Source organism: Mucilaginibacter sabulilitoris (assembly GCF_034262375.1).
Classification (GTDB): domain Bacteria; phylum Bacteroidota; class Bacteroidia; order Sphingobacteriales; family Sphingobacteriaceae; genus Mucilaginibacter; species Mucilaginibacter sabulilitoris.
Window position 1 is genome coordinate 828,584 of the sequence record NZ_CP139558.1, and the last position, 13,745, is coordinate 842,328.

General features: G+C 42.3%; 13 protein-coding genes. 1 reads left to right on the forward strand and 12 read right to left on the reverse strand.

The annotated features are described in order from the left end of the window. Window positions 1-55: 55 nt before the first annotated feature. Window positions 56-1,039, reverse strand: coding sequence for a pyruvate dehydrogenase complex E1 component subunit beta (locus tag SNE25_RS03695; protein WP_321563740.1), 984 nt, complete (start codon window positions 1,037-1,039; stop codon window positions 56-58). A 142-nt stretch (window positions 1,040-1,181) separates the two neighbouring features. Here SNE25_RS03695 and SNE25_RS03700 point away from each other — a divergent pair, with 142 nt between their 5' ends. After that, the gene (locus SNE25_RS03700) at window positions 1,182-3,074 is read left to right on the forward strand and encodes a DUF4153 domain-containing protein (RefSeq protein WP_321563741.1); all 1,893 of its coding nucleotides are present in this window, start codon (window positions 1,182-1,184) and stop codon (window positions 3,072-3,074) included. A gap of 438 nt (window positions 3,075-3,512) precedes the next feature. Here the strand turns inward: SNE25_RS03700 and SNE25_RS03705 are convergent, their stop codons facing one another. From SNE25_RS03705 to SNE25_RS03755, 11 genes are all read right to left on the reverse strand, one after another. Then, window positions 3,513-4,055, reverse strand: coding sequence for a dihydrofolate reductase family protein (locus SNE25_RS03705; protein ID WP_321563742.1), 543 nt, complete (start codon window positions 4,053-4,055; stop codon window positions 3,513-3,515). Between the two features lie 26 nt (window positions 4,056-4,081). Continuing rightward, complete coding sequence (locus SNE25_RS03710) at window positions 4,082-5,473, reverse strand: LutB/LldF family L-lactate oxidation iron-sulfur protein (RefSeq protein WP_321563743.1); 1,392 nt, start codon at window positions 5,471-5,473, stop codon at window positions 4,082-4,084. A gap of 111 nt (window positions 5,474-5,584) precedes the next feature. Beyond that, window positions 5,585-7,147, reverse strand: a complete 1,563-nt coding sequence (locus SNE25_RS03715; protein WP_321563744.1) for a M28 family peptidase — start codon at window positions 7,145-7,147, stop codon at window positions 5,585-5,587. Window positions 7,148-7,221: 74 nt separating this feature from the next. Beyond that, a complete protein-coding gene (gene rpiB / locus SNE25_RS03720; RefSeq protein ID WP_321563745.1) occupies window positions 7,222-7,656 on the reverse strand; it encodes a ribose 5-phosphate isomerase B in 435 nt (144 codons plus the stop codon). 155 nt (window positions 7,657-7,811) lie between these two features. After that, on the reverse strand, window positions 7,812-8,675 hold the full coding sequence (gene tatC / locus SNE25_RS03725; protein WP_321563746.1) for a twin-arginine translocase subunit TatC: 864 nt from the start codon (window positions 8,673-8,675) through the stop codon (window positions 7,812-7,814). A 73-nt stretch (window positions 8,676-8,748) separates the two neighbouring features. Beyond that, window positions 8,749-10,083 (reverse strand): acetyl-CoA carboxylase biotin carboxylase subunit, encoded by a 1,335-nt coding sequence (accC, locus tag SNE25_RS03730; RefSeq protein WP_321563747.1) that lies wholly within the window; start codon window positions 10,081-10,083, stop codon window positions 8,749-8,751. Between the two features lie 158 nt (window positions 10,084-10,241). Next, the gene (gene accB / locus SNE25_RS03735; RefSeq protein WP_321563748.1) at window positions 10,242-10,724 is read right to left on the reverse strand and encodes an acetyl-CoA carboxylase biotin carboxyl carrier protein; all 483 of its coding nucleotides are present in this window, start codon (window positions 10,722-10,724) and stop codon (window positions 10,242-10,244) included. Between the two features lie 238 nt (window positions 10,725-10,962). Continuing rightward, complete coding sequence (locus SNE25_RS03740) at window positions 10,963-11,952, reverse strand: beta-ketoacyl-ACP synthase III (protein WP_321563749.1); 990 nt, start codon at window positions 11,950-11,952, stop codon at window positions 10,963-10,965. Window positions 11,953-11,963: 11 nt separating this feature from the next. Further along, window positions 11,964-12,902 carry a phosphate acyltransferase PlsX gene (gene plsX / locus SNE25_RS03745; protein WP_321563750.1) on the reverse strand — a complete coding sequence of 313 codons (939 nt, stop codon included), beginning with the start codon at window positions 12,900-12,902 and terminating at the stop codon, window positions 11,964-11,966. 16 nt (window positions 12,903-12,918) lie between these two features. Next, a complete protein-coding gene (rpmF, locus tag SNE25_RS03750; protein ID WP_076373869.1) occupies window positions 12,919-13,110 on the reverse strand; it encodes a 50S ribosomal protein L32 in 192 nt (63 codons plus the stop codon). 14 nt (window positions 13,111-13,124) lie between these two features. Next, window positions 13,125-13,649 (reverse strand): YceD family protein, encoded by a 525-nt coding sequence (locus SNE25_RS03755; RefSeq protein WP_321563751.1) that lies wholly within the window; start codon window positions 13,647-13,649, stop codon window positions 13,125-13,127. Window positions 13,650-13,745: the final 96 nt, after the last annotated feature.

A 13,745-nucleotide genomic window follows, 5' to 3' on the forward strand; every position in this document is an offset into this window, starting at 1 on the left:
GAAATAAAAAAAGCCTGCTACAAGAGCAGGCTTTATAAATAGCTTTATGGTATGATTATTTAGTAACGTACATTACTTCTTTTACCGCTTTAATAACTCTTTCTGGATTTGGCAGGTATTCCTGTATTAAAGTTGGTGCATAAGGCAATGGAACGTCGCCGCCCATGATGCGCAGAATAGGAGCATCAAGATAATCAAACGCGTCTTTTTGTACTTTAAAGGCAACCTCGGTAGCAATTGAACCTAAAGGCCAGCTTTCTTCAATAATTACCAGACGGTTTGTTTTTTTAACTGACTCAATAACGGTAGCGTAGTCAATAGGACGCACTGTGCGCAGATCGATCACTTCGGCATGGATGCCTTCTTTTTCTAGTTCGGCAGCGGCAGCAACAACCACTTTCATGATCTTGCCAAAGCCAACTAAAGTAACATCGGTACCTTCTTTAACCACCTTAGCTTTACCCAGTGGTATATAGTAAGTATCTTCAGGTACTTCGCCTTTATCGCCATACATTAATTCAGATTCCATGAAAATAACCGGATCCGGATCAAGAATAGCTGATTTTAATAAACCTTTGGCATCATAAGGGTTTGATGGTACAACCACCTTTAAGCCCGGACAGTTAGCATACCAGTTTTCGAAGCACTGGCTGTGCTGCGAGCTGAGCATACCCGCGTTACCGGTTGGGCCGCGGAAAACTATCGGAACTGAAAACTGACCGCCGCTCATTGACATGATCTTGGCAGCTCCGTTAATGATCTGGTCAATAGCTACCAGTGAGAAGTTGAAAGTCATGAACTCGATGATGGGGCGCAAACCATTCATGGCAGAGCCAATGCCTATACCGGCAAAGCCTAATTCAGAGATGGGCGTATCAATAACGCGTTTAGCACCAAATTCATCCAGCATACCCTGACTTACTTTATAGGCACCATTGTATTCGGCAACCTCTTCACCCATCAGGTATATTTTATCGTCGCTGCGCATTTCTTCGACCATGGCCTCTCTTAGCGCTTCTCTGAATTGTATTTCTCTCATTATATTTATATAAAATGATGTTTTTTGCGACCGCAAATATAAACACTAATGTGTAAAAAGCAATCCCTAAGGGTATGCAGTTGAGGTTTTAATACATATATTTTACAAAATTCATTACATTGGGTTCATAAACCTTGTACCAATGAAATTTCCATCCCTGAAAAGCCTTGCCGAAGGTGCGGCACACACCATAAAGTGCTATCCTTTTGAAGTGTTGTTTGCTCTGGCAGGCACTATAGCAGCCACTGCAGAGGTTGAATTGCGGCATCTTAACCGCGAGCACGAAAGCTGGTGCATCAGAATCATCATGATAGCAAATTTGGGATTGCTGCTCAGCCTTTCGGCAACGTTGTACACCCAAAGCCGGAATATAGCAATGGGTAAACGGCGGTTGATAAAGTATGTAGCCGCAATATTTGCTGCCTCGTTGATATTTATTATTGATCCATCAGCGCGTGAAGCAGATTACATCCGGTTTTTCCTGATGAGCCTGGCTTTCCATTTGCTGGTGGCTTTTGCTGCTTTTACCGGTAAGGGGCAGCTGCAGGGTTTCTGGCAGTTTAATAAAGCATTGTTCTCGCGGATTTTAACTGCTGTGCTGTATGGGCTTGTATTATTCTTGGGTTTGGCTGCAGCTATCGGCGCCACTAATTTCCTGTTCAATTTTAATTTTGAGTGGGATACCTATGCTATTTTATGGGTGTGGATAGTTGGCATGTTCACCACCATTTTCTTTTTGGCGGGTGTGCCGGTTGAAACCCATTTGCTTGATGAAGATCAAAGCTACCCTAAAGGGTTAAAGATATTTACACAATATGTGCTGATACCACTATCAACCGTTTATGTGATCATTTTGCTGGCTTATGAAGTTAAGATATTGGTGGAGTGGAACCTGCCTAAAGGGCTCGTCTCAAACCTGGTTTTAGGTTATGCAGTATTTGGTATCCTGTCTTTATTGCTGGTTTATCCAATACGGGAACACGACGAAAATAAGTGGCTTAAAACCTATGCCCGCAGCTTTTATTTTCTGCTGATCCCATTGCTGGGGTTATTATTTGTGGCGGTGGGGACAAGGGTATTTAAGTATGGGATTACCGAATGGCGATATTTTTTGATTGTACTGGCCTGCTGGTTGCTGTTTATATCCATCTATTTTTTACTGTTTAAAAAACAGAATATTAAACTGATACCAGTTTCATTGTGCGTTTTAACAATACTGGCTATTTACGGTCCTCAGAGCGCTTTTTCGGTGAGTATGTATTCGCAGAGGCGTATTATCGTTCAGTTTTTTAAGAATAATAATGCCTTTAAAAATGGGAAGTTGATACCGGTTGACAGTACAAAAATAAGTAACAAGGTGGGTAGCCATGCGGTAGCCAACCTGGAGTATTTTATATCGCACTATGACCTGGCGCCTTTGCAGCCTTATTTTAAAAAGGATTTGGCTGCGGTTGCCGACTCATTGGGTAAGTTAAAAAGCAAAGGGGATTATGGTCTTGTTGGGCGATACGAATTGAGGAATGAGAAGTTGGAATGGGCTAAAAACTACCTGGGTCTGCATAAATTTAAGTCTTATTATTTTGCCGGTATGGATACGGTTGATAATCACCCCGAATATCAAATTAATACGCAGGGAATAACACGCGATGTTAAAGGATATGACCTTATATTTAATACCGGTTATCAAGCCGATACCGTTAATGATAAATTTAATGATCTTACCATTCAGCACGTAACCTTAGCAAATAAGGTATGCAGATTAACTATAAATAATGAAACCTTGAAATTTAATACGCAAGATCTGGCAAAAAAACTAATAGTTGATACAAAACAATTAGAAAAGTATCGCCAGCATGCTGATGAAGATGAATATCAAAGGATTTATTCAGTACCAGTTGATCTGATATCTGTTACCCAGGAAACTCCCAATTATAAAGTAAGATTTATAGTTGATAATATGCATTTCAGGCTATTCAAGAATGACAAACCTGAGGTTACTTCCCTCACATTCATGTATCTGATTAAGCAAAAGTGATAGCCGTAAATGAAATGACCAGTAAAGGCACAGGCAACGGGGAAGAGGCCCTTTATAAAAATTTGTCGTTCTGAGTTGTTAAATCTGGGACTCTGAAGGGGAAATGACGTTGCTAAAAGGGCTGTCATGCTGAGCTTGTCGAAGCATAGCGGCAAAGGCCTCTCCGCATGAGTCTTCGACAGGCTCAGACTGACAGTCTTTAGACCTTGAAATCGAATACGCCATGGGTAGAATCTATTTACCAATCTACATGTCGAATAATAGATTCTTCGCTGTGCTCAGAATGACAAATTGATTAGTTTATATGCTATTATTCTCTTTCGCCGTTGTTGGTTACAACACCAACATTTGCGTAGGCTTGTCATCCTGAGCTTGTCGAAGGATCGCACGTGAAGGCCTGCCATGCTTCGACAAGCTCAGCATGACAGCCATTGTCTCCTACAGATCAAACACCTCCATATCAAACTTTGGTTTCAGGGTGTACCTTAACTGTACCAACCCGCTGCTAAACTGTTCGGAGCCGAGAAGTACCAGATCGGTACGTTCTTTAAGATCGGTAAACAATGGTTTACCGGCACCTAAAATGGTTGGATGTACGGATAGTAATAACTCATTGATTTGACCACTTGCTATAAATGCCGATACCAGGTCGGCCCCGCCATACAGCCAGATATTGGCACCTGGCTGGTTCCTGATTTCATACACGCGTTGTTTAAAATCATCTCGCGTAATAATTTCATTATTCCCTTCAACATGAGTAAGGGTATCTGAGAATACATACATTTTTAGCGCCGCAAACATTTCGGGATAGGCGGCCATCAGCATTTCATAACTTTTGCGTCCCATAAATATGGCATCGGTACTATTTAAAAATTCGGTCATACCATAATCCTGATCGGCGAAGCACCAGTCATATTCTCCGTTCGGACCTTCAATATAGCCATCAAGGCTCACAGCCAGGTTTAAGATTATTTTCCGCATAATGTTTTGTATAGGTATAATAGGAGCTATTCTTCTTCAGGAGTATTGTGTTTTTCCTGCCACTGCTTGCTGAATGATTTTTCAGCTACATTCGGCATATCGCGCAGGTGCCCCCATGATTTTTTAAAGAATGTTTTGAGCAGATAGTTTTTCATTTTACCGCCAAAAAAATCCATGAGCTTACGTTTAAGCATACCCTTTTTCCAGATGCTCCATCCCCAGCGTTCTTTGGTAGTTACCAAATGTTCGTTCACTGCATCGCGGCGATTGAGCAGTAGCATTTTGTGGATATCTATTTTTACCGGGCAAACCTCGGTACACCTGCCGCACAGGCTTGAGGCATAACTTAGATGTTTAAACTCACCCATACCACGTTCATGCGGGGTAATGATAGAGCCGATAGGGCCGCTGTAGGTGGTGTTATAAGTATGGCCGCCAATATTTTTGTAAACCGGGCAGGCATTTAAGCAGGCGCCGCAACGGATGCAATACAGGCCTTGCCTTTGGTCTTTTTGAGCCAGCAGGTTAGTACGGCCATTATCAAGTAGTATCACATACATTTCATCGGGGCCGTCGGTTTCATCAGGCTGGCGCGGACCGCTTAAAATGCTGTTGTAAACGGTAAGGTTTTGCCCCGTACCGTGGGTAGAGAGCATGGGCCAGAAAAGATCAAGATCGGCAAGCGACGGGATTACCTTTTCAATGCCTACAATAGCTATATGTATTTTGGGGAAGGTGGTGCATAAGCGGGCGTTCCCTTCATTTTCACTAATGGCGATGCTGCCAGTATCGGCCAGTAAAAAATTGGCTCCGGTTATACCGATATCGGCCAGTAAATATTTGTCGCGCAGTAGTTCGCGGGCCTTTAATGTAAGCTGTTCGGGAGTGGCGTCAATTGGAGTATCAAAGCGTTCATGAAACAGTTTGGCAATATCCTCTTTACTGAGGTGCATAGCTGGTGTAACGATATGGTAAGGCTTTTGGCCCAGCAGCTGTACAATGTACTCGCCAAGGTCGGTTTCTAACGATTCAACGTTATGGCTTTGCAGAAACTCATTCAAATGAATTTCTTCGGTAACCATTGATTTTGATTTAACTACCGTTTTAGCGTTTGTTTTTTGAATAATGTTCAGGATTTCGCGATTGGCTTCTTCGGCATCGTTGGCCCATATCACCTTGCCGCCGCGTTTCTGGAAATTGGCTTCGAACTCGGGTAAAAACTTGTCGAGGTTTTCCATCACCTTCCACTTAATTACATGGCCCTTGCGTTTGGCATTATCAAGGTTAATAATGCGGGAAAGGCCGCGCGTTACCGAGGTGCTGTACTTATCAATGTTATTATTGATAATACGGCGGTGATCAACATCAAATGCCTTTTCTTCAGAGGCTACCAAAAACTCTTCCGCAGTGCTTCCCATATATGCGAAAATAAGATTTTTTGTTTAAGTTGTGAGTTTTGAGTAACGAGTTTTGAGTAAATCAGCAGTGTCAGCTTAAATAACTCATCACTCAAAACTCACAACTATAAACTATTCACTTGCTTTCCCATCAACCAACGGTCGTTTATCGCGGTTAGCCAGTTCCCAGCCGGTGTAAAACACCAGTTGAGCGCGTTTGGCCAGCAGCGGGAAATTTATTTTGCTTACCTCGTCGCCCGGCTGGTGATAGTCGGCATGTACGCCGTTAAAATAAAATATAATAGGCACACCATGTTTGGCAAAGTTGTAATGATCGCTGCGGTAGTAAAACCTGTTAGGATCATCAGGATCGTCATATTTATAATCCAGATTTAGTTTGGTATAGGTGTTGTTGGCTTGCTCACCTATTTCGTGCAGCTCTTTACTCAGCATAGCCGAACCAATGGCATAAACATAATTAGCAGAATCTGGCTTGCCGATGTATTCATCTCCTACACGGCCAATCATATCAATATTCAAATCGGTAATAGTATTGGCCAGCGGAAATACAGGGTGCTCAGAATAATACTCAGAACCCAGCAAGCCTTTTTCTTCGCCAACGTTACCTAAAAACAAAATACTACGACGAGGGCCATGTCCATCGTTTTTAGCCTGTGCAAAAGCGCGGGCAATTTCAAGTATCCCGGTAGTACCTGATCCGTCATCATCTGCACCGTTATTTACCTTGTCTTTTGCCGTGGCATCAGGGTTAAGGCCGATATGGTCATAATGAGCGGAGATTACCAAAACCTCATCTTTAAGATCTGTGCCCGGCATATAGCCCAACACATCAACTGCTTTTACATCACTTTTGGCTGTGGTGTAGCTAATTGTAACTGCACTTTTTATACTCGAAGCAGGGGTAGTAGCTGCAGCCGATGCTGTTTTTAATTCGTCATAAGTTTTACCGGACGGCTTTACAAGATCATCGGCAAGGGCAATTGTAATATTAAATAACGGTGCGTTGGTATTGACAGGTTTTGCGGCAGCACCTTTAATGGTAAGGCGCGGACTGGTTACGCTCTTACCAAAACGGCTGAGCGCAGCTGCAATGCCCGGATTAGCGGCCAATATTGCTGCAGGATTTTTGCTTCGCAGGTATTCTATGGTTTTAGTGCGCTTTTTGGTTAAGCGGTAGCTGGTATTCGGGGTAGTACTTGCTTCGGGCTTGTCTTCATTTATCCAGAGCAGTATTTTTCCGCTAAGATCAGTTGCGCTCACTTCAGCATCAGTGCCATAGCCTACAAACACAAATTCATTTACGTTGATGTTGTTGTCCGAGTAAGTGCCGCTTAAATAGTAATCCTTACCATATTCAGCTGTTTTGCCGTTGATTGTGAAGGTGGTTGTTTTTAAAGCGTTTTGAGTTAGCGGCACATTTAAAAAGTATGAACCGTTAACAGGCGCCTGCAGGCCCAGTTTTTTAAACTCGGCGGCAATATAGTTTGCCGCTTTCTCGGCGCCGGGAGTGCCGGTTTCACGACCTTCAAACGCGTCGGATGCCAAAATGCTGAGATGTTTGCGGGCATCATCGGCTGTAATTAACGCACCGTATTTTAAAGCCGTTGGGTTTTGCTGGGCACATGCATTTAATACAAATGCTGAGGATAATGCCCATAGCGATATTTTTTTCATCTGTTGTTGATTTAATTTATAGATCAGGCCGAAGTAATGATTTGCTTTCAGCCTTCAGCTTTTACCTTTAAGCTTTAACAGGAAATTTTTCCAACACGCGTTGCGTGACGGCCACCTTCAAACTCAGTATTCAGGAAAACAGAAACAATTTTTTTTGCCTCATCTGTACTGATGAACCGAGCGGGGATACATACGATGTTAGCGTTGTTATGTTTGCGGGCCAGTTCTGCAAGTTCCTCATTCCAGCATATGGCGGCGCGGATGCCCTGGTGTTTATTGGCCGTAATGGCTACCCCATTGGCGCTGCCGCAAACCAGTATGCCAAGATCAAATTCACCGCTCTCAACGGCAGAAGCCACAGGATGTGCAAAGTCGGGATAGTCGGCAGAGGCATTGGAGTAAGTGCCGAAATCCTTTAATTCGGCTGTTTGTATTGCCTCCAGTAAAATTTGTTTATAATCAAAGCCGGCATGGTCGGCACCAATGGCAATCTTAAGCCCTTCTTTCATTAGTTAATTAAGTATTAAATTAAGCTACAAATGTGCAAAATTATGCTGATAGATTTGGGGTGATAAATGTGCCGAAATCCTGATTATTCGAGCGGATAAAACAATAAAAGCTGCCATTGGCAGCTTTTATTGTTTAGAGTTATCTGTACAAATATTTATGACATAATTTCATCGTGCCTCTTCAGCTTCCTTTTTTCAACAAGTCCGGCCACCACAATACTTACTTCGTAAAGTACAAACAGCGGAATACTTACTACGGTCATGGTAAGCATATCGGGTGTTGGGGTTACGATGGCTGCTATAACTAATATAATTACAACGGCATATCTGCGGGTTTCGCGCATGAACTTAGGTGTTAAAACACCCAGGTTTGATAATATGTACACCAAAATTGGCAACTCAAAAACTACGCCTGTTGCCAGTGTTAAGGTAGCAACAGATGATATGTAGGAATCAATAGAGAACAAGTTTTGAATTTTTGTACTTACTGTGTAGCCCGATAAAAAGTTGATGGACATAGGCGTAATTACATAATAGCCAAAAAGTACACCCATAAAAAATAGCATACAGGCGTAAAAAACAAAACCTGTGGCAGCTTTGCGTTCCTTTTCGTGCAGGGCGGGTTTCACAAAGCGCCATATTTCCCATATGAGGTAAGGTACACCCAGTGTAATGCCTATTATCAGTGCCGAATTGATCTGCAACGTAAACTGACCGGCCATTTCGGTATTGATAAGCTGGATATTTATTTTATCGATACAAAAACCAGAGCGGTGCAAAGCCGCGCCAATTTCGCAAAGCATGCGATATGTCCAGAAGGTGGGCCTACTTGGGCCCATAATTATGGTGTCAAATATCCAGTCGTAAAAATAGAATACAAAGGAGGTAAATATCACAATGGCTACAGACGCCCTTACCAAATGCCATCTTAAAGCTTCCAAATGATCGAAGAAAGACATTTCTGCTTCCATCGTCTTGCCTTTGTCTCTTATGGCTTTAATTATCTTGTTTTCGCTCATTGTGTATCAATACCGTTTTGTAACGCTATTATGCTAAGTACGTTTTATTGCATGAAGATAGTTTGAATTTTTTTTAAAATTCAAATGTTTCCATAAACTTGGTGGTAAAATTACCCGCGCGGAAGTTTGGATCCTGAAGCAGCTTTAAATGGAAAGGTATAGTTGTTTTCACACCTTCAATTACAAACTCGCTCAGAGCCCGCTCCATAGTGCTCAGGGCTTCATCGCGGGTTTGCGCCACGCAAATTACCTTAGCTATCATGGAGTCATAATTCGGCGGTATCACATAACCAGTGTACACATGGGTATCAATACGCACACCATGGCCACCCGGTGAGTGAAAGTTGGTTATTCTTCCCGGTGAAGGGCGGAAACTGTTAAAAGGATCTTCGGCGTTGATACGGCACTCAATAGCGTGCATGGTTGGCTCGTAGTTTTTACCCGAAATCGGGATGCCTGCTGCAACTTTTATCTGCTCTTTGATCAGGTCAAAATTGATTACTTCCTCGGTAACCGGGTGTTCGACCTGGATACGAGTGTTCATTTCCATAAAGTAGAAGTTGCGGTCTTTATCAACCAAAAACTCTACTGTACCTGCTCCCTCGTACTTAACAGCTTTAGCGCCTTTTATAGCGGCATCACCCATTTTTTTACGAAGTTTTTCGGTCATGAACGGCGATGGAGATTCCTCAACAAGTTTCTGGTGACGGCGCTGTATAGAACAATCGCGCTCAGAAAGGTGGCATACTTTACCGTATTGGTCGCCTACTACCTGTATTTCAATGTGACGAGGGTCCTGTACGTATTTTTCGAGATAAAGACCATCATTGCCAAAGGCGGCACCCGACTCAGCACGGGCCGAATCCCAGGCGTTTTCAAACTCACTGTCTTTCCACACAATACGCATACCGCGGCCACCACCACCGGCAGTAGCTTTGAGTATAACCGGGTAACCTATTTTGTTAGAAATGGCAATGCCTTGTTTAACATCGGTAAGCAAACCATCAGAACCGGGAACAATTGGTACACCGGCTTTTTTCATAGTATCTTTAGCCGAAGCTTTATCGCCCATCTGGTTTATCTGGTCGGCAGTTGCGCCGATGAACTTAATGCCATAATCGGCGCATATTGCTGAGAATTTTGCATTCTCGGACAGGAAACCATAGCCCGGATGTATGGCGTCGGCATTGGTAAGTTCGGCAGCCGAAATGAGATTAGGAATACTTAAATACGAATCGCGGCTTGGAGGGGGGCCTATGCAAACAGCTTCATCAGCAAAACGTACATGAAGGCTATCGCGGTCGGCAGTTGAATATACAGCTACAGTTTTAATACCCATCTCTTTGCAGGTACGGATAATTCGCAGAGCGATTTCGCCCCGGTTAGCTATTAATATTTTTTTAAACATCTTTTTTTGTAAGGATTACACTGATTTTTTTATGATTTCACCGATCAACTCAATTACTTACACTGATTGATTTTGATTTTACAGATATTAATTACAAAATCAGTCAAATCAAAATGTTGCTATCGGTGCAATCATCTTATAATCGGTGTAATCACTAACTAAATAGGTTCTACTAAAAATAAAGGTTGGTCGTACTCTACCGGTGATGCATTATCAACAAGTACTTTTACTATGCGGCCGGAAACCTCTGATTCAATTTCATTGAAAAGCTTCATGGCTTCAATTATACAAACTACAGAACCGGTTTTGATTTCATCGCCAACGTTTACAAACAGGGGCTTATCCGGGCTTGATGAGCGGTAAAAAGTACCGATCATTGGCGATTTTATAGTAAGGTATTTAGAAGTGTCTGGACCTGCCGGTGCGGTAGGAGCTACGGTTTCTGCCGGTGCTGCCTGCGCTACAGGAGCCTGCGGTAACAGAGCTGGTGCTGTTTGTGCTGGTATAGTTGCACTAATAACCTGAGGCTGTACCTCATTGGTTTTTATAGTGATCTTAAAATCTTTTTGCTCAATTGACACTTCGTTTACGCCTGATTTTGAAACAAAACGAATAAGGTCCTGAATTTGTTTAATATCCATACTTAGGGATTGATTGGTTTTGGATAAAGTTTATTATCTAAAATTTATACTGATAATGCAAATTGGCAATATGCAAATAAGCAGACTGCAAATGTGCAAATGTTTTTCAATGGTTTGTTGTCAAATGTACAGCTATACAAATGTGCAAATGTTTTTATGATTTATCTATTAAAATAGGTAACATATTAAAATGAACAGATGTTTTTAAAATTTAATCTGCGCACTCAAAAATCATATTTTAATAGGCCCATTTTAAATATACTGAGCCCCAGGTAAATCCACCGCCAAAAGCAGCTAAAATAAGCACATCGCCTTTTTTAAATTTATCCTCCCATTCCCATAAACATAATGGAATAGTGCCATTGGTAGTGTTACCATAGCGCTCAATATTGATGATCACTTTATCGTGGCTTAAGCCGGTACGGTTAGCCGTTGCATCAATAATGCGTTTGTTGGCCTGATGAGGTACTAACCAGGCAACGTCTTCACCGGTAAGGTTATTGCGTTCCATAACCTCATGGGCCACATCGGCCATATTGGTTACGGCAAATTTGAATACCGCTTGCCCTTCCTGATAGGCAAAATGCTCGTGAGCGTCAACAGTTGCATGTGTTGCCGGTTTCACAGAGCCGCCGGCTTTCTGGTGCAGGTATTGCGCGCCCGAACCGTCGCTTTTTAATATAGAATCGATAACGCCATTGCCTTCGGTGTTGGGTTCAAGGAGTACTGCACCGCAGCCATCGCCAAAAATGATACAGGTGGCACGGTCCTCATAATTTACTATTGATGACATTTTATCGCCGCCAATAACCAGTACTTTTTTATGTTTTCCGCTTTCAATAAACTGTGCGCCTGTAGTAAGGCCATATATAAAACCGGAGCAGGCCGCCTGCAGGTCATAACCCCAGGCGTTTACAGCACCAATTTTATTGGCCAGGATATTAGCAGTTGCCGGGAAAGGCATATCTGGGGTAGTGGTACAAAAAATAATAAGGTCGATTTCTTCGGCGCCGATACCGCGTTTTTTTAATAACCCGTTAACCGCCGGAACCGCCATATCAGATGTGCCCAAGCCTTCGCCTTTTAATATACGGCGCTCTTTAATGCCGGTACGGGAAACAATCCACTCATCATTTGTATCAACCAGTGTTTCAAGCTCCTGGTTGGTTAAAATATAGTCGGGAACGTAACCATGTACAGCAGTAATAGCGGCATGAATTTTACTCATCTTTTATTTTTTTACTGAAAAGCTTGTTTAATTTTATCAACCAGGTGGCTCTCTACCATGTTCCGTGATAGCAGAACCATGTTTTTAATGGCCTCGGGGCTTGAAATACCGTGGCCAACAACTACCGGGGCATTTACACCCAAAATAGGGCTGCCACCATACTGCTCATAATTAAACCTGTCGAAAAATTCGTCTTTTAGCTGTTTCTTTAATGTTATAACGTAAAACGATTCGGCAAGTTTTAATATTACATTGCCTGTAAAACCATCGCATACATAAACATCGGCGTTTTCACTAAATAGGTCGCGTCCTTCAACGTTACCTACAAAGTTAAACAGCGATGTTTCTTTCATTAAAGGATAGGTAGCCTGGCAAAGGATATTGCCTTTTTCTTCCTCTTCGCCAATGTTCATGAGCGCTACGCGCGGATTATCAATATCATATACCGATTGCGCGAGTAAACTGCCAAGCACGCCAAATTGGACCAGTACATCTGGTTTGCAATCGGCATTGGCGCCCACATCCAACAAAATACCCAAACCTCCTTTAAGTTTGGGTACAATAGTGGTCATGGCCGGGCGTATAACGCCGGGGATGGTTTTTACACTGAACATGGCTCCAACTAGCATAGCGCCGGTATTACCTGCCGATGAAAAGGCTTGTATGTGCCCTTCTTTAAGCAGCTGAAAACCAACCGCGATACTTGAATCGGGTTTTTGAACAATGGCTTTTGTAGGATGTTCGCCCATACCTATCACTTCGGTTGTATGCACAAACTCGAAATGATCGGGGCTCACATTATTTTCCTGAAGAATATTGACAGTAAGATCTTTATCCCCAATGAGTACCAGTTTCTGGTCGGCAGATAAAGCCTTATAAGCTTCGATTGCCCCTAAAACGGTTGCTTTGGGAGCAAAATCACCGCCCATAATGTCTAAGCCAATCTTCATTTTCAGAAAATTAAACTTATGCTACTGCTGCTTTTTCTATCAGTAATTTACCGTTGTAGTAAACGTTACCATCAACAGTATAAGCTCTGTGCGGTAAGTGCACTGCACCTGTAGTTTGACAGGTAGTTAAAGTTGGAGCTTCAGCTTTGTAGTGTGTTCTACGCTTATCTCTTCTTGATTTGGATATTTTACGTTTTGGATGTGGCATGATCCTGTTATTTGTTATTTATTTATTTTCTTGAGTACATCCCACCGCGGGTCTGTATGCTCATTTTGTTCGTCGCTTCCCGAAAGGCTGTTTAGCTTTTCGAGCATTTCTTTATCACAATATGGGGTGTTACCCTCATCGCTGCATACCGATATAAATGGCATGGCAACGTTTATATATTCATATATGAGCCCTGCTATATTGATCTCATGATCATTTTTGTTCAGGGTGATGATCTCATCATCTTCATCAATAACCTCATCGCTAAACTTGGCTATTTGCTGCTCGGTTATATCCAGTGGCTGCTCATATTGTGCCAGGCACCTGTCGCAATTTGCACTAACAGTGCCCTTGATATGGAAATTCAGGATGAGCATTGTTTCCTGTTTGTCCAATTCCACCTGGCATAGCAGGTTAGCTTTTTTAACAAGCGAATAATCAAACTCGTCAAAAAAGGCATCATCAACAGCGTATTCAAACTGGTGTTTCCCCAATTTAAGTCCTGTAAAAGGAATCGAATATGTTCTAAGCGATTTCAATGAGCAACAATTAGCCCGCAAATGTATGGAAAAATACCATAACTGAAAAGTGTTTTTTTTATTTGATATTTAGCTTTTTAAAAAGCTAAATATCAA